This is a genomic window from Actinomadura sp. NPDC000929, assembly GCF_040492065.1.
GTDB classification, from domain to species: Bacteria; Actinomycetota; Actinomycetes; order Streptosporangiales; family Streptosporangiaceae; genus Spirillospora; species Spirillospora verrucosospora.
In genome coordinates this window covers 1-24,595 of record NZ_JBEUPA010000039.1, presented here as the reverse complement: position 1 = coordinate 24,595, position 24,595 = coordinate 1, and the positions used below count along the sequence as shown (strand labels likewise).

Below are 24,595 nucleotides of genomic sequence, written 5' to 3'. Positions count from 1 at the left end.
CGTCGGTTCCCGCCGCATCCTGACCGCGGGGAGAGCGGCGGCCTCGCCGAGGTCGTCTTGGCCGTGGAGGGGTTATCGGCGCGCTTCGGTTGCCGCCTCCATGTCGGCGGGCTGCCGCGAGCCGCCGGCCTGCGGCGGCAATAGCGCGACGATGAGCACGGCGCCGAGCGCCATGCAGACCGCGCCCGCCATGAGCCCGCTCGAGTAGCCCATGATGGCGAGCGCGGCCACTCCGACGGCTCCGCCGATCTGCTGGACGGAGGTGAACAGGGCCGAGCCGAGACCGGCGTCGTCCTCGGTGGTGCCGTCGACCGCGGCCGTGGCCATGACGGGCAGGCCCAGTCCGTTGCCCACGCTCAACATGAGCATGCCGGGCAGAACGTGGACGGGGTAGGAGTCGCCCGCCGCCAAGCCGGATAGCAGCAGCAGGCCGGCGATGTTGACCAGGAACGCCAGCAGGAGCGCCCAGCGCGTCCCGATTCTGGGGGAGATTCGGGAGGACAGCCACATGCCCGACAGGATGCCGGCGCCGTAGGGCAGGTAGGCGATGCCGGCCAGGAGCGGGCTGTACCCCAAGACGGTCTGCACCTGGATCATCAGCAGGAACGACATCGCGTACATCGCCATCGAGAACAGCAGGGTCGCGCCGTTGGCCACCGCCCGCGTCCGCGAAGCCAGGAACGCCCCCGGCACCAGCGGCGCGACCGCCCGCGACTCTGCCGCCAGGAACGCCACTGCCAAAGCGGCGGACAACACGACGACGCCACCGACGACCGGATCGGTCCAGCCGGTCTCACCCGCGCGCAGCAGCCCGTACACCAGCGTCACCGCGGCACCGGTGACCAGGACCGCGCCGGGAACGTCGAGGCGGTGCCGCCCGGGGGCGCGGGACTCGGGGACCAGGCGGGGAAGTAGCGCCAGCGCCACAGCGACGACGGGCAGGTTGATCAGGAAGATCCAGCGCCAGGACACCAGGTCGGTCAGCGCCCCGGAGATCACCAGGCCCGAGGTTGCGCCCAGGGCCGCGATGCCGCCCCAGATGCCCAGTGCCTTGGCCCGCTCTTCCGGCCCCGGATGCAGCAACGTGATCATCGACATCGCCGCCGGACCGGCCATCGCCGAGCCCGTGCCCTGCACGAACCGCCCGGCCACGAGCTGCCATGGCTGTTGCGCGAGCCCGCACGCCAGGCTGGCCGCCCCGAACAGGGCGACACCGATGAGGAAGACGCGGCGGCGGCCCAGCAGGTCCGCCATCCGGCCGCACAGCAGAAGCAGCCCGCCGAAGGCCAGGAAGTAGGCGTTGACGACCCACGGCAACCCGGACGCGCCGAAGCCCAGGTCATCGCGGATGCTGGGCAGGGCGACGTTCACGACGGTGTCGTCGAGCACGAGCATGAACTGGACAAGGCACAACACGATCATCGGCATCTGAACGACGCTATTTTCCGCCGCATTTGGCCACAATCCGCGATGGGGCCAGACTGTGTCGCATGGAGGACATGGGCGCGATCACCGTCGGTCACTTCCCGCTGGCCTCCGGAGAGTGGATCCCCCCGCACGAGCACACCTACCACCAACTCGCCTGGACCCGCCGCGGCGTCCTGAGCGTCGGTGTGGACGAGGTGTACTGGGTCCTGCCGCCCACCAGGGCGCTATGGCTGCCCGCCGGCGTCACCCACACCACCGGCGCGACCCGCGACGCGGTCCTGTGCAGCCTCTATCTGGCGCCCGACCACTGCCCGGTGGACTGGTCCGAACCGACGGCGGTCGGCGTCGACGGACTGCTGGCCGAGCTCATCGGGTATCTGGACCGCGCCGACCTCACCGACGAAGCACGGTCGCGTGCCGAGGCAGTAGTGCCCGACCTGCTGCGTCCTCTGCCCACCCGACCCATCAACGTGCCGCAACCGACCGACGAGCGCGTCCAGGTAGTCGCGGCCGCCCTGCTGGCAGACCCGGCAGACCCGCGCAGCCTGGAGGCTCACGCCCGCGCGGCGGGGGTGAGCCGGCGGACGTTGACGCGGCTGTTCGTGCGCGACACGGGCATGAGCTTCGACCATTGGCGCACGCAGGTACGGCTGCGTGCCGCCCTGCCGCTGCTGGCCGAGGGGCAGCCGGTATCGCGGGTGGCCCACAGCGTGGGGTACGCCACGGCGAGCGCGTTCCTGGCCGCCTTCCGCCGCACGGTCGGCACCACACCCAAGCGCTACCTGCTCAGAGTTTGACGTTCCGATCCAGTTGGACGGTGGTGCGGATCCTGCGGCCGCGGCGGGCACACTGCAGACCCAGCTCGCGCATCAGCCGTTCCACCGTGCAACGCGCCACGACATGGCCCTCGCGCTGAAGGTGCCGCCAGATCTTGCGAGCGCCATAGACCGGTAGCAGTCGGTGTAGATGCGGGTGATCTCGGTCTTGAGCCACTCGTCACGGATCGCCCAGGGCGAGGCCAGACGCGACTTGGCGGCAAAGTAGGTGGACAGTGCGATCTTGCTGCCGTGCGCAGACAGCACCGGGCAGTTCGGCTCGACCCCGAACACCTTGCGGAACGCGTCGATGAACACGATCAGTACCTGCGTGGCCGGTCGAGCTCGGCCGCGAAGAACCCCGCCGCCGCATTCAGGATCTCGTTCGCCCGGCGCAGCTCGGCGTTCTCCCGCTTGCGCCGCTTGGGCTCCGCCGATTCCTCGGCCGTAGTCCCCGGCCGGGCACCGGTGGCGGCCTCGGCCCGACGCACCCAGCTGCACACCGTCTCTGTCGAGGTGACTCCCAGCCTGGCCGCGACGGCCTTCGTCGCCGACCACTCACTGGGGTAGTCCGGGCGGACCTCGGCCACCATACGGACCGCGCGCCTGCGCAGCTCAGGGGGATAGAGGGGACGAACGTGCCCTCACGCGATCCTCTCAGGGAAACGAGCCTCAATCCGACCCGGGGCGCTTCACTTCGGAGCCGTACGGCGAGCAAGGCCGGGCCGGCACTAACGCTGGGCGTCGGTACTGGGACGGCGGTCCGCGTGGTCACCGCTCGGCACCGGTTCGCTCGCCACGAGCAACTCGACTGCAGGTCCTCCCGTGACTCCAGGTCAGCCGTCTTCCTTGTACAGCGAGCGCGGGCAGGCCTCGACATCAGCTCAGCCAGGCCAGCTGAGCGTCTCGGACAGTCATTGCGATCAGCGCTAAGGCCGCGGGCACTACTTGATCAGGCGAAGACAGCGGAAGCGATGCGGACGGAGAACGCCGATTCAGAGCGGGCCGACAAGGTTCTCAAAGCTCCCGTGGCTCCATGACTGCAGGAGAGGAACGCGTGCCGTTCCAAAACCGATGGTGATGAGGCTAACCGGCCGTTTCACGCTCAGCGTTGTCGGTCTGTTCCTGGCTACCTCAGCCCCGGCACGAAAAGGGCTCGCGGTTGATCGGTCAGCTCGGCGGTCAATGGAGATCCGGGACGCCGGATGCGCGGGGTTGCCCATGAGATCGGTCGGGGTCGAGCCCTTGCTGATTCTGCCGCGCAGGGAATCCAGTGCGTGTCAGAGTTCGGCGTTCGATGTCCGGTTCTGCCATTCGGCCATGCCCACCATCACCTTTGTCGGTGATGGTGGAGATAGTCTGCTTGGACACACTCGCGCCATAGACCTCGGCCAGGTGCGCGCTGATCTCCGCATGCGTCAGGCCCTTCGCCGGACAGCGACAGCACCATCTCATGCCACCCCGGTCAACTGGCGCTGCCGCTTGCGGACCAGTTGTGGCTCGAACCTGCCGGCGATGTCCCGGGGCACTTTGACCTCGACCAGGCGACGTCGGTGAGCACGGTCCTGGCTGGCGTCCCGTTATGGCTGTTGTCGCTCCCCCGGCCGGCAGCGTCGTGCTTGTCGTAGCCGACGTGGCCGTGATCTCGCCTCCAGCGCGGACTCCAGCACCCGCTTGGTCAGCCGCTGCAACAACCCGCCCCCACCGGTCGACTGCAGCCCCCTGGGGCCGAGCACGATCCCCCAGCATCGCGATCAGCTGCTCGTCCGGCACCACACCCTGCGGCGTCTGGACCGGCTGCTCAGCGGACTCCTCTTCGACGCCGATGTCAGTCACCGGGCGTCTCCTTGATCATCGGATCCGCCGTTCATAGACACTCCCCGGTTCCGCGGCCTGCGCATCCGCTGGGAGATCCGCGACGACATCCAATGTTCTCGCTCGGGCCGAGTGGTACATCGAAGGATGTACGAGTGATTCATCAGTCGCGACGACGCCGGCGGCGGACCGGCGGCATGAGGATGGAGCACGAGGTGCCGGTGTTCTGGTCGCCTCGCCTTTCCAAGCGTGCAGTTGCTCGATTATTCGAGGATACTCAATTGGCCGATGCTCCTTTTTCTTTCGCGCGTGTCCTTGGGCGGCCTCTGTTCGGCGGGCTCGTCATGGCGACGGCGCTCGGCGTCGGTACCACCGTCGGGTCGGCGCTCACCGACAGCGCCGGGCTCGACGGTTTCCCGGGGCGGCTCGTTCCGGCCGCGCTCGTCAGCGCCATCGCCGTACCGCTCGTCGCCTTCGCTGCTCGCCGCGATCATCGTCGCGCGGAGTGGCTGGGGTACGGCGGCGCGAGAGCGAGCGCGCGGGCGTTGCTGACCGGTGTCGCCGTGACCGCGACGGCGGCGGCCCTCGTCCTGAGCGCGGGGACGGCGGCGGGGATGATGCGCTGGTCGTCGCCCGACATCGTCACTCTCGGCTGGTTCCTCGTCTCCAACGCGGTGGTGGCGTTCCTGCTCGAAGCGTGGCCGGAAGAGACGACGCTGCGCGGCTACACCTGGGCGTCCTTGCGCGGACAGCTGGGAGGCGCGGGCGCGGCGTTCGGCACCACAATGGTGTTCCTCCTGGTCCCGGGCGCCTCGACCGTGGCCGGATCAGCGACAGCGCATCTGATCGGCGTCAAGGCCGACCCGATCGGCATCGCGCCGAACGGGCAGAACCCCGCAGACTACGCGATCTTGCTGGTGGTGTTCGGGCTGACCTTGGTCGCGGCCCGGACAGCGCTGCGCCAGGCCTCTTTGTGGACCTCCATCGGCACGCACGTCACGTTCCTGACCGCCAGCCGGATCCTGCTGGACGGCGACCGACGCGACACCGGCTGGCCGGTGGACGCGACACCGAGCGCCTCCCTGCTCGTTCCCGCGTTCCTGCTGCTCGCACTGGCCGGTTTCACCGTGTGCCGACGGGTGGGCCGGCGCGGCCCCGGCCCCCGCCTTGACGTCGCCCAGCCAGACAGAACGGGCTTTGCCCCACTTCACGGGAGAGAGCCGTCGGATGGTGACGGTCGATTGTGAAGGATCATGGTGCAAAGCAGGTCGTGGTCGGCAGCCAGACTGCACGCCACCGAATTCAGGCGAGTAGGGCGGCGATGCCGCCGGTGATCAGGCCGACGATGCAGGACGCGACTCCGCTACTTCGCCTCGCAAGAACGGCCTCCACCTGGCCGAGCCCCTGGCGCCCGCCATCGTCGCCCGGTGAGGCAATCGTGGTGGCCGGTAAGGGTGACAGCGTCCCGTGACGAGTTCCGAAACGATCAGCGCCGCCACCACCGAGGCTCTGAGACGGTCAACCGTGTCGGTTTCGGCGGGATCTGGCTCAGGGGCAGCGCAAGTCAAGTCAGGTGCACAGCAACTCGCGCAGACTGAGCCCCGAGCCCAAACAACACCACGACAATTGAGAAGAAGGCAACAATTGCAAACCTTCGTCGCCAAGGCTCATCGAAGCAAAATCTCCCCAGCATTTTCAGTTCCACAGTAAAAATATACTCCAATGCCGCGATCACACGAAGAGGGTCTCCTGTGACACTATTTACTCGAGCAGCCCATCTCTCATAGAGTTGCCAAGCATCCGCTTCATTGGAATGAATTCGATGAGCGGCGTCGGCGTAGCAGGCGATCGCCCAGCTGGTGAGCGCGTCGATGACGCCGTGCGTGCGGGCGGCGGTGAGATCGTGCGTCGAGCCCGGCAGCACCGCGAAGGTCTCGTTGCAGCGCAGGTGCACCAGCACCAGCAGCGCCTGGCGACCGGGGTTCAATGCACGCCAGCGCTAGCCGATCCGGTCGCGGTGGCCGGCGATCAGCTCGGCCACGAAGACACGGGTAGCGGGCGACAGATCCAGCGCAGCACGGTAGAACAACATCAGAGGCTCCTGGCAGGGGCGGTTGTTTTGGTCGACTTCGCTCCTACCAGGGGCCTCGCCGCGTCACCGGCCACCTCAGCCCACCGCATCCACCTTGTGACCAGCACGATCAAGCTGGAAAGCGCTCACCTGAGATCGGCGAGTATCCGTCCCAGCGCAGCGGCTCGCCGGAAAGATCTTTCTGGACGGAGGCCGTCTCTTCCGGATCACTTCTTCTTGGGAGATCCGCAGTGCGTCAGCCAGTCGGCGCCGGTCCCGAGGTGGTTGGTCACCAGGTAGTCGGCACCGGCCGCTATCTGCAGGTTCCACCAGTCGTGCCGCTGATCGTTGTTGCAGGCCACGATGGCGCACTGGAAGAACTTCCCCGATGACAGCCCGCGCTTCGAACCGTCCGGGCCCTCATAGAGGCGCACCTTGAGGCCCGCGGCATGCGCACGATCAACCAGTTCCTGGTACTTGCGCTTCTCGTCCTCGGTGAGGGAGCCGTTCGAGGAGACGCAGTCGCTGAAACTGCCGTTGAGCACGGTGACGTGCTCCGCGTACGCGGTGAGGTGGGGATCCTTGGGAGTCACGGGGTCGAGTTGGTCCGGGACCTTGCACCTCTCGCCGTTCTCACATCCCCGCTCGGCGGTCGACGTGCACGCCGTGAACCCCTGCGAGAACGTGATGTGCGGCGGCGGATTCTCCACCGGGTTCTGGCCGGGAAGGCCCACGATGAGACTCACCGGAAGGACGACCTCCACGCTGTCGGGAAGGTCCTTCACCGCCTTGACGATCTTCTCGTAGGCTTCTTTGCGCTGCTTCACGCCATTCTTGGACTTGACCTCCACGAAGAGCTGGAACTTCCCGTTCTGCCCCGGATAGATCTGCCCGCCGTTCTTCTTCGCCCGGTCGATGAGCGGCTTGACGTACGTGGCGCGGAACTCCCTCCCCTCGGGATCGCCGATCGCCTCATGGGTCACCATGAGGCGGCCGGAGGGATCGAACGCCAGATCCACCTCCACACTCGTGGCCCCGTTGCTCAGCGCGCTCTTGAGCGGCCGGCGGTTCTGGTAGTCGTTGTGCGCGTTGAGCCCGTCGACCCACTTCGCGCCAGGGTTCGGCGCGCACACCCGCGGCGGGATCGGAGCCTTGGCCGTCAGCGGCACCCCCGGCACCGCATCCCGCGCCGCCCCGGCCCTCGGAGCACGGGGCGCCATCAAGGGACGCGGGGACGCTCCACCGGCGCTCCCGCTCACGGTCCGCGGCCTTCCGCAGTCCCCGCCGAACATCCGGCACAGCGCCGCCTGACATGCCCGGGCGGGCCTCTCGCCGACCGTTTCGACAAGGCCGGTGACGGCCACGGCGGCAACCAGAAGAAGCGCGCCGTACTCGATCGCCGACGCCCCCGAATCCCGAGAGATCATGCTTCTGAGGATGAGACCGCCCGCTCCCGGCGTCCAGGGCCCACCGGCCCAACCTCCCACCCGCCCGAGAGCCCGGCCCCAGCGCCAGGGAGCCGGGCCCCAGGGTTCGCGGGTCCAACGACTCCGGCACCGGATGCTTCTCACGTGCGCCCGCGAACCCCCTCCGAGGAAGCGAGCTCAAGCGGGAGAACGCCGAGCTGCGGCGGGCGAACGAGATCCTGAGGGCCGCTGCGGGTTTCTTCGCGGCCGAGCTCGACCGGCCACACACGTACTGATCGCGTTCATCGACGCGTTCCGCAAGGTGTTCGGGGTCGAGCGGATCTGCCGGGTGCTGTCTGCGCACGGCACCAAGATCGCACCGTCCACCTATTACGCCGCCAAGTCGCGTCCGGCCTCGGCCCGGGCGATCCGTGACGAGTGGCTCAAGACCGAGATCACGCGCAGCTACACCGACAACTACCGGGTCTATGGCGCGTGGCAGCTAGGGCACCCCATGACGGTCATCCGTGTCGGCCAGCCCAGGCTGCGAGTACCGCTCAACCAGGACGACGCGGGCCGCAACAACGTCTGCCCGGTCTGCTGGGCGGCGCCGGGCAAGCCCTGCACGGTCTCCCGGCTCTGCGCCGGAAAAGTCTGCCCGGCGGCGGGGAGGCGGCTACGATCGCCGCGTTCATGTCTGATCATGTTCGGGAGCGGCACATGGTGGGGATCCGGCCCTTGGCTCTTTGTCTGCTGATGGTGCCCGTGCTCGGCCTAGCGGCCTGCTCGGGCGGCGACAGACTTCATCGAGCAGTTCAGAAACAACGACCACGTCCTGGACGGCGACCCCTTCTACATCACCATCACACCCTGACCCCTCAAACCGTCGACGGAACACAGCCGAGAGCTGTCGCGCCGGGCGATGCGTAAGTTCCGGCCGACCGCACACCGGGCTAAATTCGTGGCGGGGGTAGAGCCGGTTCTCATCGGTGTCCTCGTCTCCGGTGATCGGCTCTACGGCCAGCGCACCGGCACGTGGAGCGCTTCAGCTAGAGCAAGGACCTCGGCCAGCGGGGCCTCGGACAGGCTGCGACATCGGTAGGCCGGTACGGTTCAGACCGATTGCGGGCCGACCGGCTGGCCGGCGGTTCAGTCGGCGAGACCGGCTCGTCGTAGCAGTTTCAGCCAGTCGTCGTACTCCACCAACTCGTCGTCGATCGCCGTAAGGCGTGCGTATTCCGGAGTGGCCAACCGCTCCAGGAAGAACGCCTCCAGCCCGGGCGCGAGCCGCTCGAAGCGCTCCGCGTCGACCCACTCCCAGTGCTCGTCCGGGATACCGAGGATGCCGCGGCCCGCGCGGTCGAGGAAGATCGGTGTGTCGCCGATCAACCCGACGCAGAACAGCTTCTCCGGGGACAGATCCAGCGGGGAGTCGACCACCGGCCCGCAGTAGAACTGGTGCTCCTCGGCCTCCTCCAAGCCGAAGAGCTGCACGGACGGCCCGCAGCTCGCACCGTCCAGCACCCGGCAGAAGTCCAGGAACTCCCGGGGCACCCCGTCGGCCTCCGCGGCGGCCGCCGTCTCCTCGTCGACGGTCCCGCCGAGCGTGGACCGGAGCAGGTCCGTGCTCTCCGCCAGCGCCGTACGCAGGGCGTCCACCGTTGCGATCAGACGGGACGATCCCGGGCTCGCGCTAGTCATCTGACCACCCGCCAGTTGCTGACGTTCTCGGCGGCGTTATTGCCATAGACCTCAATGTTCGCACGCATGGTGTGACCTCTTCTTGGTGTCGCCCGGGTGGCCTCGACGCTGACGGGGCCGACCGTATTACCGATGCAGGACCGCTGGGCAGAGGTCTGGAGCGCGCGGTGGTCACGCAAGCGCCGACAGGCTCACTATCGTGACGGACCGATGCTCATCGTTCGTTTGTCGTCGCAGCGTGTGCCCGTCGCCCCGCCCCAGATCAATCGTCTCGGCGAGCTCCACGAAGTTGGCCGGCCTGTCGCCCACCGTAGGAAGATCTCGATCGCTTCGGCGTGCAGCTCCGCGTGGACCTGGTCACCGAGTACGGCGGGGCCCACCTGCCAGATGACGGCGATCAAGTCGACGGCTTCTCTTGATCCGGGCCGCCCGGCCGTCAGCGGGTCGCGTTCGATCAGCCCCTCGGCCGATGCCGCGCCGCCGGCGGGAATCCGCGACGGCTGGGTCGCCGCGATGCGCTGCTCGACGGCGTACAGTGCGGCGGCGATCGTGCCGAGAGCGAGCCGGCCCGCGTCGCGCACCAGCTCCTGCAGCCGCTCGACGTCCGCGGCGTCCGGGGCCACGACCGGCCGCACCGGCCCGTACCGCTCCTCAACCTCGGCGAGCGGCAGGGCCTGCCGGGTGTGGCCGTGCACGTACACCACAACAACGGCCCCCAGCGGCGGGTACCGCCGCTGGGGCGGGTCCGGCTCGGCCGCGCGCTGCCGATCCACCTCGGCACGCCAGGCGGCCGTGCACCGAAGTACCCCGATCCGGAAGCCGATCAGGGAATGCACGTCCTTCGCACCGTCCTCGGTGTCGCCGGCGGCGTCATCGACGCCGCGTCCGCCGGATACCGTACGAATCTGCCGGTGCGAACTCTGAAGGACGCCCACCGGGGTGTGGAGCCCATCGTGACGGTCTCGGCAGCCTCCGTCTTCGTGGAAGCGGTCAAACTTGCCGAGGACCGTTCCGGCGACGTCGTCATCCGCGTCTACGAAGCGTCCGGAGCACGCCCCCGCACGACGGTGCGGCTCGACTTCGCCTTCGAAGCGGCGTGGTTGGCCGACCTGCTGGAACGCGCCCTCGGCCAGGGGACGGGGCACGCGCAAGAGACGATCGAACTCGATCTGCGCCCCTTCGAGATCGCCACATTGCGCGGCAGCAGGCGCCGCTAGGCGCCACCGCCGAGGCCCTGAGTGGACCGGGGATATTGTGCCGGGCCGGATCGGTGCGGTACACGGAAGGAGACCCGCAGGGCCGGGACCGGGGCTACCGGAGCGCTCCGGCCCCGACCCGCCCAGGGACGGTACGGAGCCGGGCCGCCTCGCCGGTGCGCCCACGGCGGCACAGCCGCACCTGGGCTCGGCGCTCGGTCGTCGCAGCGCTGCCGTAGCCCCCCGGGTGGGGGCAACGCTCCCTCCCACACCGGTCGAAGCGCCCCTGGCGTCGGCTCATGAGCACTCATTCGCACCACCCGGATTCGATCCACACACGTCCACGTCCCACGGCGGACGAGGACGCGACCCCAGGTTGGGCCGCGGTCGGTGGCCGCCCCCTCTCCGGCACGGTCGCCCTAGTAACCGGAGCCAGTAGCGGAATCGGCGAGGGCACCGCGCTCACCCTGGCCGCCCTCGGCGCACGTGTGACCGTCGTGGCCCGTCGCGCGGACCGTCTCGAGGCACTCGTCGAGAAGATCGAGAGCGCCGGGGGCCAGGCCCTGGCCGTGGGCGCCGACATCACCGACGAAGAGCAGGCCCACGCCGCCGTCGCCCGCGCCGTCGACACATACGGCCGCCTCGACACCGTCGTGGCCAACGCGGGCGTCATGATCCTCGGACCGATCACGGGCACCGACACCACCGACTGGCGCCGGATGATCGGGCTCAACACCCTCGGACTCATGTACACCGCCCACGCAGCCGCTCCGCACCTGCTCGAAGCGGCCTCCGACGGCCCCCGCGGAGTCAGCGACATCATCCTGGTCAGCAGCACCGCGGGCCGAACGGTCCGCGGCGGGGGTGGTGTCTACAACGCGAGCAAGTATGCCGTGACCGCCTTCGGTGAAGCCTTCCGCAAGGAGGTCGCACAGCGCCACCTGCGGGTCTCGCTCGTAGAGCCTGGCGCGGTGGAGACCGAGCTGCCCCTCCAAAACCGTCCCGACGTCCGGGACCGGATGTACGAGCGCTACACCGTGATGGAGTGCCTGCGTCCCACGGATGTGGCGGACACCATCGCCTTCATCGTCACCAGGCGGCGCCACGTCGCGGTGAACGAGATCCTGGTCCGGCCGACGGAGCAGCAGGAATGATGGGCGGGACGCCGCAGCGTCGGCTCGGCCAGAGTGGGTGCAGGGCACCCACGCCAGGGGACTCGGTCCGCATTACTGTCGGCAGGGTGGACAGTGAGAACAAGCTCGGTGAGTACCTCAGGGCCCGACGAGCACTGGTCCGGCCGCAGGACGTCGGTTTGCTCGACGACGGTCCTCGGCGGGTGCCGGGCCTTCGGCGCGACGAGGTGGCCCTGCTCGCCGGAGTGAGCACGGACTACTACATCCGGCTGGAGCAGGGCCGGGAACGGCATCCCTCCGATCAGGTGCTGCGGTCGATCGCCGGCGCCCTGCGACTGGACGACGACGCCGCCGTGCATCTGTTCCGGCTAGGCCTGCCGGTGTTCGGGGCGCGGGCGGCCGCGTCGCCGACCGCCGCTCCGGAGCTGGTCCGGCTGATGGACGGCATGCCGGACGTGCCGGCCTTCCTGGTCGGTGCGGCGCAGGACATCCTGGGCGCGAACGCGATGGCGCGCGAGCTCTACCGCGGGTTCGCCCGGTACGACAACCTGCTGCGCATGATCTTCCTGGACCCGTATGCGAAGTCGTTCTACGGTGATTGGGACGCCGCGTCGCGTCTCGCGGTGAGCAATTTGCGGGCGTCGTCCTCACAGTTCCCCGCGGACGAGCGCATCCAGCGGGTCGTCGGTGAGCTGACATTGCATAGCCCGGCGTTCTCGAACCTGTGGGCTCGCTACGAGGTGCGTCCGCGGACCCGTGAGAAGAAGCACTTCGTGCACCCGCGTGTAGGGGAGCTGTGGCTGCACTTCGAGACCTTCGCGGTCGCCAGTGCCCCTGGACAGCACCTGTCCGTCTACAGCGCCGAACCCAGCAGCGCCAGTCACGACGGCCTGGTCCTCCTGCGACGTCTGGCCGACCAGGCGGCAGTCGATGCGGAGGACGCCGACGAGGACACGACTCTGGAAAAGGGTGACACCCGATCATGAACACCTCCCTCGCCGACCGCGCGGGCACCTACGAGATCGCCGGGAAGAAGACGCTTCGGTGCCATGCGGCTGACCGGACTCGGCATCTGGGGCGAGCCCGAGGACCGCGCCGAGTGTGTGCGTATCGTGCGGCGTGCCGTCGAACTCGGCGTGCAGCTCATCGACACCGCCAATTCTTACGGGCCCTACATCAGCGAGGAGATCATCCGGGAGGCCATCCATCCTTACCCGGACGACGCACTGATCGCGACCAAGGCGGGCCTGACGCGCAACGGCCCGGACGTCATCAAGCAGGGAAACGAGCTGGTGCGTCTCGGGCCCAAGGCCTGGCCGCCGGCCGGTCGCCCGAAGTACCTCCGCCAGGAGGCGCTGATGAGCCTGCGCCGGCTCGGCCTCGACCAGATCGACCTGTTCCAGCTCCATCGCGTCGACCCCAAGGTTCCGCTTGAGGAGCAGGTCGGAGAGTTGAAGAACCTTCAGGACGAGGGCAGATCGTCGCGATCGGATTGTCGCAGGTAACGGTCGATCAGATCGAGCAGGCGCGACGGATCGCGGACATCTCCACGGTGCAGAACCGGTACAACCTGGCTGACGGTAGCTCCGCCGATGTCTTGGACTACCGCACCCAGAACGGCATCGGTTTCATCCCCTGGGCGCCCGTGGATGCAGGCCAGTTGGCCCGCCCCGAGGGACCGGTCGATCACATCGCTGCGGCGCACGACTCCACCCGTCCAAGGTGGCACTGTCCTGGCTGCTGCACCGTTCTGACGTCATCCTGCCCATTCCCGGCACGTCCAATGTGGCCCATCTTCCTCATGGCATCTCAACTCAGGCACGCGACGGCGTGCCCGCCGAAACGATGCAGCATTCAGCCGACGCCCTTCTGGCCCTATGGGGGGAAGCAGGCCGAGACGGTCATTGCCGGGAATAGGGGCACGTAATGACTTCAACATCAAGGACTTCCGCCCGGACCTGGGTGGGCGTGGTCACACTGCTGGCCGGCACGCTGCTGCCGCCACTCGACTTCTTCATCGTCAATCTCGCCATCCCCTCGATTCAGGACGACCTCGGCGGCGGCGCCATTCTCGGCCAGCAGATCGTGGCCAGTTACGCTGCCACCTATGCCGTGATGCTCACTCTCGGTGGCCGTCTGGGCGATCTGTACGGGCGGCGGCGAGTGTTTCTCGTCGGCCTCGTCGGGTTCGCCCTTGCCTCATTGCTGTGCGGTTTGGCCGGCGAGCCCTGGCTGCTGGTCATCGGGCGCATCCTGCAAGGTGTCACCGCCGCGCTGGTGGCGCCGCAGTCGCTGGCCCTCATCCGTGCGAGCCTCGACGGCCGGGACCAGACGATCGCCCTCGGCTTCCACGGCGCGACCCTCGGACTCGCCGCGGTCATCGGCCAGTCCTTGGGCGGACTCCTCGTCACCGCTGACATCTGGGGCCTAGGCTGGCGGTCGATTTTCTTCATCAACTTGCCAGTCGCGGCCTTGGGCCTTCTGGGCAGCCTGTTCCTGCACGACCCGCCCACCCGAGGTGTAGAAAAGCTTGACGCGATCGGCGCCGTCCTCCTCTTCACCGGTCTTGTCGGGATTGTCATCCCGCTGCTCGAGGGGCAGGCCCTGGGCTGGCCCTGGTGGTGCTTCGTTCTGTTCGTCGTCGCGGCCGGCGTGCTGCACAGGTTCTGGCGCTACGAGTCCACCTTCGACGGCAACCGGTCCCGCGGACGACACGTCATGCCATTGGTGCCGCCCCGGGCCGTCACCGCGCCGGGCGTACGGATCTCCTTGGTGGCGGTCGCCCTGTTCTACTCGATCGCTGCCTTCTTCCTCATCTTTTCCGAACACGAGCAGGCCGTCGGCCGCACTCCGCTCGAGGCGAGCCTGGACATCCTGCCCCTGGGCATCGGCTTCCTCGTCGGACCACTGACCGTTCCGCACCTCATGCGGATCATGCCGCGCCGGATCGCGGCCCTCGGCCTGTGCCTGGAGACCATCGGCTTCCTCGCCTTCGCCGGACTCGTCGCCGCATTCGACCAGACCTCGTGGGCCGCCGCACCCCTGGCGCTCATCGGCTTCGGTCAGGGGCTCGCCCTGCCTTCGCTGATCCGCATCACGGTGACACACATTCCGCGTGCGTTCGCCGGCCTGGCCAGCGGTCTGGTCGCCGCGACTCTTCAGATCAGCGCTGGCCTGTCAGTCGCGATCATCGGTGGCATTTTCTCCACGGCCGCCGACGCGTACGGGTCAACCCCAGCCATCACCACAGTGTCGATCCTCATCGCCGTGCTGCTGTTCGTCTCCTCTCTGCTGTCGCTACGGGCTGAGCGCGTCCCCTCCCTGGAGACCCCGTCGAAGATCGTTGACGCACATGGTTCCCAGTCGCCTGAAACCAAGGAGGAACAGGCCCTCTCCCAGATGCAAGATCAGTAAATGCTCACTTTCCATGGGAGAGGTGCGCAGCGTTCCAGGGAGCGAACAGATGCATGGCCGATGCCGCAGATCCTCGGCCGCGACGATCGAAGCAGCGGCGCCGGCTCGTGCTCTGGCGCCCGGGCTGCATCTCACCTCATCCGCCTGCCATCGCCGAGGCCGGGCAGAGCGCAGGCCGACTGCCATGCCTACCGAACGGCCGATCAACGCCGCGGTCGGACGCACCGACCACGCCAAGGTCGTCCACTGCCCTGTGTCGGTCTTGGCGGAACACGGCGTCAGTCCGGCAGGCTGGCTACGGCTTCAGAAGTTGGGAGCATGCCGCGGCCCTTGTGGCTTTACGCCGTATTCGCGGGCGTCGTCGTTGTACTGGCGGTGGGTGCGGTGCTGGTGCCGTCGGTGGCGCGGCACCTGGCCAGGAAGACATTGAAGCGAAGCAGTGGAATTGCCTGTCGGAGGACAAGCAGGTCGACGGTGTCTACAAGGCGCGGAAGGCACTCATGCAGTTGGTGACCGGGGTGGCGTCGGTCGGGACTGTGGTGTTCACCGCGGCCGGGCTGAGGTACACCGCGCGCACCTTGGCTGTCACCCGGCAAGAGCAGATCACCGACCGCTACACCAAGGCCATCGAGCAGCTCGGCTCCCACAAGCCCGAGGTACGGATGGGCGCCATCTACGCGCTGCAGCGGCTGATGGACGACTCTGACCGCGACCGCGGCACCATCCTCGCGGACCTGACCAATGCCGACCTGACCGGCAGAGCGGACCTGACCGGCGCGAACTTGAGCGGCGCGAGACAAGGCGTACTCGTCTCGGGCGATCCGCGCTCACCTGAGCCGCCGCGGTATCGCGGCCACGATCCCGGTCCCGGCCGATAAGGCCGGGCACCGGTCGCGGCGGGGCAGCCGCGGCGGTCGTCCACCCGCCTTCGACCTGGCCGACTACCGGGGCCGCCATGCTGTGGAGTGCGGCATCAACCGCCTCAAGCGCCACCGGGCCGTGGCCACTCGCTACGACAAGCTCGCAGTCCGCAACCAGGCGATTCTTGAGATCACCTCCATCAACGAATGGCTCCGCCTACTTCGAACACTGCTTAGACGGGCCAGCGCCTCGGTCTCCCCCACTCCTCTGACGAAGGTCAGACAGAAGATCTCACCGAGCGACTCGCCCCACTCGACGTCCTCGTCCGTCATCTTGAGCTTGGCTCCTCCGGAGCCGGTCGCGCTCGTCCACCGTGACCTGGCCCGCCCCGTCGTTGAGCGACCCGTCGAGCGTCCCGACCCGCTCGATGGCCGGTCGCATCGTGTTCCGGTACCGGAGCTGGCGGGGGTCGGCATCGGCCGAAGAAGCAGAAAGGGATTGCGTGACACGTGTGCGGGCGGAGGACACCGGGCCGCTCGGCGAAACGCCCCCGTCACCTTCACCCCCCGGGCCTGGCGGATCCCCGTGCGCGGCGCCAGCGGCAGTTCTGCTGATTCAAGCTTCCAACGAGTTGGCGCCGGCGCGCACCGTGGCCTCCATCTCGTCGTCCGGCGGCTGGATCGTCAGCCGGTGCACGCCCATCGCGGCGTAGCGCTGGGCGCTGTCTCGATCGACGGGCCCCGGAGGGGGTGTAATGGTGATTTCCAGTGGGCCCAGGCTCGCGGGCCTGCTATGGAGCTTGGCCGCGTCCTGGAGGTCGGACAGCGCGCGAGCCGCCTCCTCCGGTGTCAGGTAGACGCCGTACCAGCCGTCGGCCGACTGAACCGCTCGGCGCATGGCCGCCCGTGAGTGTCCGCCGACGACGATCGGTGGGCGCCGTCGCGGGCGCGGGCGTTGAACGACGTCCGCGAAGCTCACGAACTCTCCGGCGAACGGCTGATCGTCCCAGAGGGCGTGCATGGCGGCTAGATACTCGTCTGTACGGGCGCCGCGGCTGTCCGGCGAGACGCCCATGGCGGCCAGTTCCCGTTCCACATACCCTGCGCCGATGCCGACGATCAGGCGGCCCCGCGACAGCAGGTCGAGAGAGGTCAGCTGCTTGGCCAGCAGCACCGGCTGGCGCTGGGGCAGCACCAGAACGCCGAAGCCGAGCTTGATTGTCCTGGTCAGGGCCGCCAGGTGGGCCAGAGCGACCACGGCCTCCAGGCGGCCCTGCTCGTCCGAGGACGGTGGCATCGCGATGTGATCACCGACCCAGATCGACTCGAAGCCCGTCTCCTCGGCCAGCCGCGCCCGCGTGGCCAGCACATCCGGATCGACATTCTCGCCGCGGTGCAGCCCGTAAAGTCCGATCTCCATGGCCGATCACTGTAGGTATCCGGCGCCCATGTGACCAACGAATACTCGGCATCGCTACGATGCGACCTCCGCATATCGAATTCCCTGGGGAAGTGCCATGGATGTCTCCTGGCTGGAAGTGTTCGTCGAAGTGGCCGCCAGGAAGACCTTCACGGCGGCGGGGGAGGCCCTCGGCTACACCCAGTCCGCCGTGTCACGGCAGATCGCTTCCCTGGAAGGCGAGCTCGGCGTCGCGTTGTTCGATCGTCATCCGCGCGGCGTGGAACTCTCCGAGGAGGGCCGCCGCCTGCTGGAGCACGCGATCGCGATTCTGGCCAGGCTGGCGGCGGCAAGGCACGATCTGCACGAGGTGGGCCAGTTGCGCGTCGGAGCGTTCGACACCGCCGACGCGGATCTTGTCCCGCGCGCCATCGCCGCGTTCGGGCGGACGCACCCCAGAGTGCTTCTGTCACTGGTGGAGAGCACCACCGCCCCGTTGCTGGCCCGCCTCAGAACCGGTGACATCGACCTGGCGGTGGTGAGCGCCTACCCGGACAGGCCGCTGGAGTCGGATCGGTTCTCCCTGCACCACCTTCTGGACGACCCGCTGCTGGTGGCCCTGCCCGCGGGGCACCGTCTGGCGGGCAGGGCAAGTCTTCGCCTGGACGAGTTGAAGGAGGAGTCCTGGATCGAGGGCTTCCCCGAAGGCTCGGAAACCTTGATCGCTCTGCACCGGCGCACGGGCTCGCGGCCCCGCATCGCCTTCGCGGCCAGGGAGTGGACGGCAAAGCAGGGCTTCGTCGCGGCAGGGTTGGGGCTGGCGCTCGTACCGTCCATCGCGGCGGGTGCCGTCCGTCCCGACATCATGCTGGCGCCTCTGGAAGACGAGCCGGTCAGAACCGTCTACGCGGCCACCAGGAAGAGCGTGGCGCCGCTCCAGTCGGAGTTCGTCCGCTGCCTGCGAGAGACCGTCGCCGCCGGATGGTCACCCACATCCCGCCAGGTGCCTCGCCGCGGTGACACTAACCTTCTCGGAGCACCTCAGGGGCCAAGCGGCGCTGTCGCCCCGGGCGATCGCCCGCGCTGACGCCCCAGCATGCTGCATCGTCCCGGCAGGCGCCCAACGGACAAACACGACGCGTTTCCCGCTGCCGCTCCGGCTCCACGTCGACGCCGAGGACGTCCTGCGGGCGCGGGCGGCTGTAGCAGACACGCTGTGCAGCCACCACACGCGCAGGGACGTGCCCGACTCGGCCAGGGCGCTATGTGGCCATGTGACATGGATGCACGGTGACCCCCCGCGAGCCATCATCACCCTCGGCTCCATGGCTGGGACCTCCGATGTCTGGCCAGCAGGAGCCGCGCCACCAGCCTCGCGCCCTCCTGGCCGTGCATCAGCAGGTCGAGTGTGTCGACTAGCAGGACGGGCGCCAGCCCCGTGGCGGTACAACAGCGCACCGCCTCGACGATCTCCTTAACAGTCGGCGCGGTGGGCAGGATTGCCACGTTCTGCCGTAGGGCGTCGAGGAGCGGGTGTTGGGCTCGAGCACCGCGGCGTCCGCGACGGGCTGGTCGCTGAGCCCGCGCAGCCGCCCCAGAATGGCGATCCCGGGCGCCCGAGCCAGTCTCCGCAGGGTTTCGAGGTGCTCCTCATCCAACTGCCGGAATCGGGCCACCCGCTCGGCCGCCTACTCCCGCTCCCGCTTGACGGCCAGCGCGCGAAGTTTTCTGACAACCCTCTAAAAGGATGCAAGGTCCTTGGGGTCACCCTCGCCGCTCTTCCAGTCCCCGAACGTGGATTTGCTGGCTACAGAGGAGTATGGCGGTTCGCCAGCCAGCTCCCACAGCGACATCAACGCGGCAGCAAAGTTCTCCACATGGCGGCCTCCTCTATGACGAGGTCGGCCTCCTCCCCCGTACGCGCCTCTTCGTACCGCATCGTCGGCGCGCGTCCCGGATCCGGCGGGAAAACTCGCGCTATGTGTCTGGCCTGCGTTTCTATCTCCCCGGTGGCTGTCATCTCCACCGGCCGGCGCCGGACGTGCTCGCAATGGCCTGGACGCGCCCGTGGCCGGCTGACGGTTCACGGGGAGGGAACCCCGCCGTGTTCGATCTCATGATCCGTCCAGTGATGATGGATGCCTGCGTACCACCGGTGCCGATGCAGTGGCTGCTCGACGTGCTGCGATGGATCTGCGGCGTGCTGCTCGTCAGCCTCGCTGCCGGCTTTGTCATCACTTGCCTCAGCCTCTGCGCCGGAGACAATTTCTGGAAGGCGATCCGCCACGGGTCACGGCTGCCGTGACGTCCGCGGGCCCCCACGATGATGATTTTCCTGTTTACCCTGCTCGATCCCTGTCACTGACCGCCGAGCTGGAGAAAGGCTGATCGGCGCGGGAGGGGGGCGGCAGTCCGACCGGTTGCCCCAGCGATTAGCAGGCGCCCGCTCATGACGCTGACTTCACCACCGTCAAGTAGCGGCTGCTCAACCGTGCTCGCTGGGACGTCGATCAGGTGTGGGACACACTGCGTGCGCAAGTGGCCGAGCGGCTCGGCGACGCTGGCGCGGTGCTGGTGGTCGACGAGACCGGGTTTGAGAGAAAGGGCCGCCGCAGGTGTGCAGCGCCAGTACACCGGCACTCGACGGCGTTTTAATCGACAGCGCTGAGGTGTTCAACGACAAGTTCCACGTGTGGGACTACTACAACTACGATCGATCGTACGGTGGCCACAACCCTACGAACGCCTCAAGTAGAAGACCCAAGGCCCAGCCTTAAATGATCAGAGCCGCTGATGAGCGAGCGAGCGCGGTCGGAGATGACCACTATGGGCGAGGCGGCCGACGCGGCTTCCTTGGTTGCGAAGGAATTCAAGGGAACACCATCTGAGCCCTTGACGGCCTCTGGGAACGAGCAGCCGGAATCAGGACGCCGGCGGCAGCCGGACCTCCAACGTCACCACAATAAGGTGATGGACCGCTGTTCGGCCCGCCAATGGCAACTTCAGAGATGGGGCAAGGCCAGAATACGCCGGAGGGGATCATCGCCCAGGTCAGCGGCGCCGGGGGGGCTCCGGGGTAAGGACCGCTTATCAGGGAGCCGCCATGGCGTCCGGTCCGCCGCGGGCGCGGCGCTGCTGGCGGTGTGGGTCTCGGTGCTGTCGACCGTGACCGGCTACGCACCAACCGACGACTAGCTGTGCATCTGCCGGAGGGGGAGGCGGTGCTGGTCGCCGGGGTCCAAAAGGGTGGGGCGGCTCAGGGACCAGGCGGTGACTTGGCAAACCGTCGGCAGACGTGGAGTGGCAAGTACGCGGCGGCAAGGCTAATCGCCCAACGTGTCGCGAGAGGGCAAGTGCTGTATTTGAGCGATCAGTCGTGCCTGTTCGAGCTTCAGCGACTCGAAAGAACTCCGCAGGTAGGCGTCCAACCTCTCACGTGGGAAATCACCAGCGATCGACACGTGGTCATCCAACTGGAGGGAGTCGAACCCGTCTTCCTGCCAGCGCGCGACGACGGGCTCATAGCAGGCCACGTGCGCGCACAGCTCTTTCAAGGGCTCGGGGATGGTGTCCTCGCGCAGGAGGTCGGCATGGGAGACGATCGTCTCGACCATGCGTCGATTGAGCGGCATGAAGACCGTTGACATCCACAGCCGCCAAGTAGCGGCCTGCTCCGCGGTGGCTGGGACCGGAGATGCCCACACGCTCCCGTGCCGGGCCACGAACTTCCGCCAAGCCCGGTTCACGGCCTCCGACTGCGCATAAAGCGGACCATAGAGATCGCCGAGCTGGCGGTTGACCCGATCCAGATGATCCTTACGGCGCGCCAGACGCAGATTCGTCAGGTAGGTCGCTCCGTAGCCGGTGCCCGCCACGACCACAGTGACCACTAAGGAGACCACGACATTCCACTGCACGGGTTACGACGTTACCTATGGCTGAGGTTCCGGGATAGCTAGGTTCGAGGATAAGGGCCACTACCCAGGATCCTCTCGCATCCCCGAAGCCCAACGCCCGGTGTGCTCCGAGGGCTCGTTCGGCGAAACAGTGCGGTCTTCCTCATCCTCCACGGCGAGCGCTCGGGAGAGGTCCGCCTTCTCAGCGGCGTGCAGTCGCCCTCTGCTGCTCGCTGTCGCCGAGAGCTCGGCCGGGCTCGTGATCGCGCTGATGGGTTGTCATGCCCTCGACGGTGACCGCCGCCGGCTACGCCTCCGCACGGAAAACGTTCTCAGGGCCCGCGATGACCCAAACCAGCCGTTGACGGGTTTCAGCTGGGCAGGTCGTCTACCTGCCAGATAAATCATCACCAGCAGGTCGAGAGCGGTCGGCAGCGAGCTCCCGCCCGATTCGACCTTGGCCAGTGCACTATCCAGTCCGGCAACGGCACGTTCCTGCCGAGGGCCGACAGCCCTGCGACCACCCACTCCTCCGAAGAACGGGGGTTTCAACCGGCCAGATACAGGCGCCAACAAGAACGGTCTGCTGGCCGCGGACTCCAAACGTGACCCGAACGGGCAGTGCCCAGTGGCCCTTCAACTCGTACGCTTGCCGACCATGGCGATCTTCTTCTTCGGTGACCCCACGCCCCCGCCCGAAGGATGGATCGAAGGGCTCTCCGGCAATCCCGCCGCCCCCGATGACGTTGTTCTGCGGCTGTTGTCCGTCGGCGCCATCGACTTCTACACCAGGAAGGAATGGAGCGACAGAGTCGCCGGGGCGGCGTTGAACCACGCCGACCCGAAGGTGCGGCGGAACTTCGCGGCCTACGGCGGAGACCAGCGGTTCCGCCTGGCCACAGACCCGGACGTGCAAGTTCGCCGATCGCTCGCGGGCTGCTGGGAGCGCGGAAGGCGGCTGCCGGAGGAGGTTCTGGAAATCCTCGCGGACGACCCGGACGATTATGTCCGCTGGGAGGTCGTGAGCCACTCGAACGTGCCGATGCAGAGCCTGATCAAGCTTCTGTCAGATCCCATGCCCGACATCCGCGCCGAGGCCCGCGAGCGCATCGCGGAAACGCCCGCGGGACCGCCCGGCGGCTGGACGCCGATGACCCCGGAGGAAGCCGACGCGCTGGTGACGTCCGGGGACGCCGCGGCGCGGGAACGAGCCGCCCAGAATCCGCTGCTGTCCGTCGACGTGGTGCGGAGGCTGACGCGCGCACCGGAGTCCCGGGTGCGGCTGGCGGCATCGTCCCATCCGGCGCTCACCGAGAACGAGCGCGCAGCCATCGATGTCGAGATCGACCCGGAGATCAGGTACCACCTGCCCCAGTGGACGCTGCTGCTCCCGCTCGATGCTGTCGAGGTGCGCCGCCACGCGACGTCCGCGCACGTGCTGATCCGACGCGGGCTGGCCAGACGCAAAGACCTCCCGAAAGACGTGAAGGCGCGGTTCGCCACCGACGAGGACTTCGCGGTGCGTCTGCTCCTCGCTGAGAACAGCCACGATGTGCCCGTCGAGCTGCTCTTGGAGATCTGGCGCGAGTGGGCGGGGCTGTCGCAATGGCAGATCAAAGAACGCATCCCGCATGAAGGACTGCGCCGGTTCGCCGACGATCCGCACCCCCGGATGCGGGCGCTGGCCCTGGACGACCCGCAGACACCGCCTGAGCTCGTCGACGGGCTGAGCCGCGACGAAGACCCATGGGTGCGCTGGTGCGCCCTGCGTGACCCCCGGCTCTCACCTCAACGGGTCACCGAACTGCTAGAAGACGACAACCCGAACCTGCACCGAGGCGCGGCAGCCGACCCCAGGCTCCCGCTGCCACGACTGCTGGAGTCCTTGGAGGAAACGCGGCTGGCAGTTGCAGTCGCGCGTAATCCGGCGCTTCCCCCGCACGTCATGCACGAATTGCTGGACCGAGCAGGCGTACCCGGACAGCTGAGCCTCAGCTCCTAGGAAGGGTCGCTCGATAGCGCTTCCGAAAACCCGTGATGCTCCGAAGCAGGGTTGGTGGCTTCTGAGGTTCCGACTAGTGAGCAGCCTGGCGGCTGAGTGGTCGGGCTGGCCGGGGCATGCGCGCTCATAGTGGCTGAACGGGTGGGCATGGCCACGTGCAGGCCCACAAGGACACGTTGCTCTCCCACCCCGGAAGCCCGATGGGATGCGGAACGGCGTTCGCGGTCCATCAAGCGCTGGACCAGACAGGCGCATTCGCGGGACTGCGGCTGGCCGCGGCAGCCGTCGCCTGGCACGCGCACGGACTCGGCTTCGCAATCCTGGCAGTCCCCGGCATCGCAGTCCTAGCCGATCTCCTCTGGCTGGCCCACCGCGTCCCAACCCACGGGTCTACGACGACGGCACCGAGCCGATACCGGTCCTGGGCTTCTACGACGGGCCCCCGGCGCTGTGCGGGCATGGCTGGGCCGGGTCTTCTGGCGCTACGCGGCGTTCTCCGCCATGACGGTGGCGGGAATCGCCACTTTCGGGCTGGCCGCGCTGCCCATGACCATCATCACGCTCCTCGGTCAAGCGCTGGCAGCTGAAGAAGTTGCGCACCCGAGAACCCTCGCTCTCCAGACGGCCAACGAGGTTTCAAGAAGGTCAGTGGAGCTACCGTGGCCGAACTCGGCCGACCAGGACGACGCGGTCACAATGATCGACCGTATGGGTGAGCGCTTCGGGAATCTGCGAAGCGTATGGTGGCTCCCGAAACTGGCTCCCGAGACTACGAAGCGCTCATTGGAACACACGAGATCGCGCCGTTGGCGACGCTCTGACCTGCGGAAACTTGGGGTGGGCGATACTGGGTTCGAACCAGTTGCCTCTTCGGTGTGAACACAATCGATCAAGCCCGAGGGAAGCCGCCTCTCGGGAAATCCGTAGGTCAGACAGCATTTTTCGCTCCACCACAGCGCACTTCAGTGAAGATCAAGGACGTTGCGATCTCCCACAATTAACACCCCCGCCACCACGATCTCACTAACCCACGGTAACCGAAGGTGCCCCGGCCGTCCGGACTCTCTGAGAAGCCTCTCCGGCCTTGCTCATCGGCATGCCACTCCCCTGGTGCATCCCAGCCTGCCGCCTCCAGCGGCAGCGGCACCACCGCCACCGGCACCAGCAAAGTCCGGCCCAGCGGCGTGCCGACGCTCTACCTCGGCGTCGTAACTCCTGCTGCTGGTCTTCGTCCGGATCGAGGTGCGGACGAAGGCGGCGGGGCGCGGGGCCGCGGAGAAACACGGTGTCTCTAGCGTCAACCTGGCATGCGGTCACGATAACCGGGCGTGTGCCGGATGCCCGTGGCCGCCGGGTGTCAGGGGGTGGGCCAGTCCCAGCGGGGGACCTCGCGCAGCGGGTGCAGTTCGTCGTCGGTACGGGCGTGGGAGTTGCGCATGGCGACCTCGGTGCCGAACTC

General features: G+C 67.8%; 19 protein-coding genes and 5 pseudogenes. 13 read left to right on the top strand and 11 right to left on the bottom strand.

The window, feature by feature from the left end; genetic code table 11:
• Positions 1 to 72: 72 nt before the first annotated feature.
• Positions 73 to 1,428 carry an MFS transporter gene (locus ABWI04_RS16805; protein ID WP_353832963.1) on the bottom strand — a complete coding sequence of 452 codons (1,356 nt, stop codon included), beginning with the start codon at positions 1,426 to 1,428 and terminating at the stop codon, positions 73 to 75.
• 62 nt (positions 1,429 to 1,490) lie between these two features.
• Here ABWI04_RS16805 and ABWI04_RS16800 point away from each other — a divergent pair, with 62 nt between their 5' ends.
• Positions 1,491 to 2,225, top strand: a complete 735-nt coding sequence (locus tag ABWI04_RS16800; RefSeq protein WP_345174179.1) for a helix-turn-helix transcriptional regulator — start codon at positions 1,491 to 1,493, stop codon at positions 2,223 to 2,225.
• Here the strand turns inward: ABWI04_RS16800 and ABWI04_RS16795 are convergent.
• From ABWI04_RS16795 to ABWI04_RS16780, 4 genes and pseudogenes are all read right to left on the bottom strand, one after another.
• Positions 2,215 to 2,325 (bottom strand): IS3 family transposase, encoded by a 111-nt coding sequence (locus ABWI04_RS16795; RefSeq protein ID WP_353832962.1) that lies wholly within the window; start codon positions 2,323 to 2,325, stop codon positions 2,215 to 2,217. The genes ABWI04_RS16800 and ABWI04_RS16795 overlap by 11 nt on opposite strands.
• The gene (locus ABWI04_RS16790) at positions 2,298 to 2,561 is read right to left on the bottom strand and encodes a hypothetical protein (protein WP_353832961.1); all 264 of its coding nucleotides are present in this window, start codon (positions 2,559 to 2,561) and stop codon (positions 2,298 to 2,300) included. Before ABWI04_RS16790 ends, ABWI04_RS16795 begins: the two co-directional genes overlap by 28 nt.
• 2 nt (positions 2,562 to 2,563) lie before the next feature.
• Positions 2,564 to 2,836 (bottom strand): hypothetical protein, encoded by a 273-nt coding sequence (locus ABWI04_RS16785; protein WP_353832960.1) that lies wholly within the window; start codon positions 2,834 to 2,836, stop codon positions 2,564 to 2,566.
• Between the two features lie 708 nt (positions 2,837 to 3,544).
• A pseudogene (locus tag ABWI04_RS16780) lies at positions 3,545 to 3,982 on the bottom strand (transposase); the annotation flags it as partial.
• A 279-nt stretch (positions 3,983 to 4,261) separates the two neighbouring features.
• Between ABWI04_RS16780 and ABWI04_RS16775 the strand changes: the two are divergent.
• Complete coding sequence (locus ABWI04_RS16775; protein WP_353832959.1) at positions 4,262 to 5,305, top strand: CPBP family glutamic-type intramembrane protease; 1,044 nt, start codon at positions 4,262 to 4,264, stop codon at positions 5,303 to 5,305.
• 671 nt (positions 5,306 to 5,976) lie between these two features.
• Here the strand turns inward: ABWI04_RS16775 and ABWI04_RS16770 are convergent.
• Both ABWI04_RS16770 and ABWI04_RS16765 read right to left on the bottom strand, forming a co-directional pair.
• Positions 5,977 to 6,150: pseudogene (locus tag ABWI04_RS16770) on the bottom strand (helix-turn-helix domain-containing protein); the annotation flags it as partial.
• 206 nt (positions 6,151 to 6,356) lie between these two features.
• Positions 6,357 to 7,298, bottom strand: a complete 942-nt coding sequence (locus ABWI04_RS16765) for a PI-PLC domain-containing protein (protein ID WP_353832958.1) — start codon at positions 7,296 to 7,298, stop codon at positions 6,357 to 6,359.
• 434 nt (positions 7,299 to 7,732) lie between these two features.
• On the opposite strand from ABWI04_RS16765, the pseudogene ABWI04_RS16760 reads away from it, so the two are divergent.
• A pseudogene (locus tag ABWI04_RS16760) lies at positions 7,733 to 8,028 on the top strand (IS3 family transposase); the annotation flags it as partial.
• 656 nt (positions 8,029 to 8,684) lie between these two features.
• On the opposite strand, the gene ABWI04_RS16755 reads toward ABWI04_RS16760, so the two are convergent.
• Together ABWI04_RS16755 and ABWI04_RS16750 are read right to left on the bottom strand one after the other, a co-directional pair.
• Positions 8,685 to 9,194 carry a hypothetical protein gene (locus ABWI04_RS16755; RefSeq protein ID WP_353832957.1) on the bottom strand — a complete coding sequence of 170 codons (510 nt, stop codon included), beginning with the start codon at positions 9,192 to 9,194 and terminating at the stop codon, positions 8,685 to 8,687.
• Positions 9,195 to 9,430: 236 nt separating this feature from the next.
• A complete protein-coding gene (locus tag ABWI04_RS16750) occupies positions 9,431 to 9,931 on the bottom strand; it encodes a hypothetical protein (RefSeq protein ID WP_353832956.1) in 501 nt (166 codons plus the stop codon).
• Here ABWI04_RS16750 and ABWI04_RS16745 point away from each other — a divergent pair.
• From ABWI04_RS16745 to ABWI04_RS16720, 6 genes and pseudogenes are all read left to right on the top strand, one after another.
• Positions 9,926 to 10,453 carry a glycosyl hydrolase-related protein gene (locus ABWI04_RS16745; RefSeq protein ID WP_353832955.1) on the top strand — a complete coding sequence of 176 codons (528 nt, stop codon included), beginning with the start codon at positions 9,926 to 9,928 and terminating at the stop codon, positions 10,451 to 10,453. The genes ABWI04_RS16750 and ABWI04_RS16745 overlap by 6 nt on opposite strands.
• Positions 10,454 to 10,731: 278 nt before the next feature.
• Complete coding sequence (locus ABWI04_RS16740) at positions 10,732 to 11,586, top strand: SDR family NAD(P)-dependent oxidoreductase (protein WP_353832954.1); 855 nt, start codon at positions 10,732 to 10,734, stop codon at positions 11,584 to 11,586.
• Positions 11,587 to 11,672: 86 nt separating this feature from the next.
• Entirely contained in the window at positions 11,673 to 12,551 is an 879-nt protein-coding gene (locus ABWI04_RS16735; RefSeq protein ID WP_353832953.1) for a helix-turn-helix domain-containing protein, read from the top strand.
• Positions 12,552 to 12,614: 63 nt separating this feature from the next.
• A pseudogene (locus ABWI04_RS16730) lies at positions 12,615 to 13,492 on the top strand (aldo/keto reductase).
• Positions 13,493 to 13,533: 41 nt separating this feature from the next.
• A complete protein-coding gene (locus ABWI04_RS16725; protein ID WP_353832952.1) occupies positions 13,534 to 14,979 on the top strand; it encodes an MFS transporter in 1,446 nt (481 codons plus the stop codon).
• Positions 14,980 to 15,479: 500 nt separating this feature from the next.
• Positions 15,480 to 15,857: a pentapeptide repeat-containing protein gene (locus ABWI04_RS16720; RefSeq protein ID WP_353832951.1), complete on the top strand. Its 378-nt coding sequence runs from the start codon at positions 15,480 to 15,482 to the stop codon at positions 15,855 to 15,857.
• A 598-nt stretch (positions 15,858 to 16,455) separates the two neighbouring features.
• Here the strand turns inward: ABWI04_RS16720 and ABWI04_RS16710 are convergent.
• Positions 16,456 to 17,259 (bottom strand): TIGR03619 family F420-dependent LLM class oxidoreductase, encoded by an 804-nt coding sequence (locus ABWI04_RS16710; RefSeq protein ID WP_353832950.1) that lies wholly within the window; start codon positions 17,257 to 17,259, stop codon positions 16,456 to 16,458.
• Positions 17,260 to 17,356: 97 nt separating this feature from the next.
• Here ABWI04_RS16710 and ABWI04_RS16705 point away from each other — a divergent pair, with 97 nt between their 5' ends.
• From ABWI04_RS16705 to ABWI04_RS16695, 3 genes and pseudogenes are all read left to right on the top strand, one after another.
• On the top strand, positions 17,357 to 18,325 hold the full coding sequence (locus tag ABWI04_RS16705) for a LysR family transcriptional regulator (RefSeq protein WP_353832949.1): 969 nt from the start codon (positions 17,357 to 17,359) through the stop codon (positions 18,323 to 18,325).
• A gap of 1,017 nt (positions 18,326 to 19,342) precedes the next feature.
• Positions 19,343 to 19,543, top strand: a complete 201-nt coding sequence (locus tag ABWI04_RS16700; RefSeq protein ID WP_353832948.1) for a hypothetical protein — start codon at positions 19,343 to 19,345, stop codon at positions 19,541 to 19,543.
• Between the two features lie 173 nt (positions 19,544 to 19,716).
• Positions 19,717 to 19,888, top strand: a pseudogene (locus tag ABWI04_RS16695) (transposase); the annotation flags it as partial.
• Between the two features lie 673 nt (positions 19,889 to 20,561).
• On the opposite strand, the gene ABWI04_RS16690 reads toward ABWI04_RS16695, so the two are convergent.
• Positions 20,562 to 21,155 carry a hypothetical protein gene (locus tag ABWI04_RS16690; RefSeq protein WP_353832947.1) on the bottom strand — a complete coding sequence of 198 codons (594 nt, stop codon included), beginning with the start codon at positions 21,153 to 21,155 and terminating at the stop codon, positions 20,562 to 20,564.
• Positions 21,156 to 21,792: 637 nt separating this feature from the next.
• On the opposite strand from ABWI04_RS16690, the gene ABWI04_RS16685 reads away from it, so the two are divergent.
• Positions 21,793 to 23,136, top strand: coding sequence for a HEAT repeat domain-containing protein (locus ABWI04_RS16685; protein WP_353832946.1), 1,344 nt, complete (start codon positions 21,793 to 21,795; stop codon positions 23,134 to 23,136).
• The last annotated feature ends 1,459 nt before the right edge of the window (positions 23,137 to 24,595 follow it).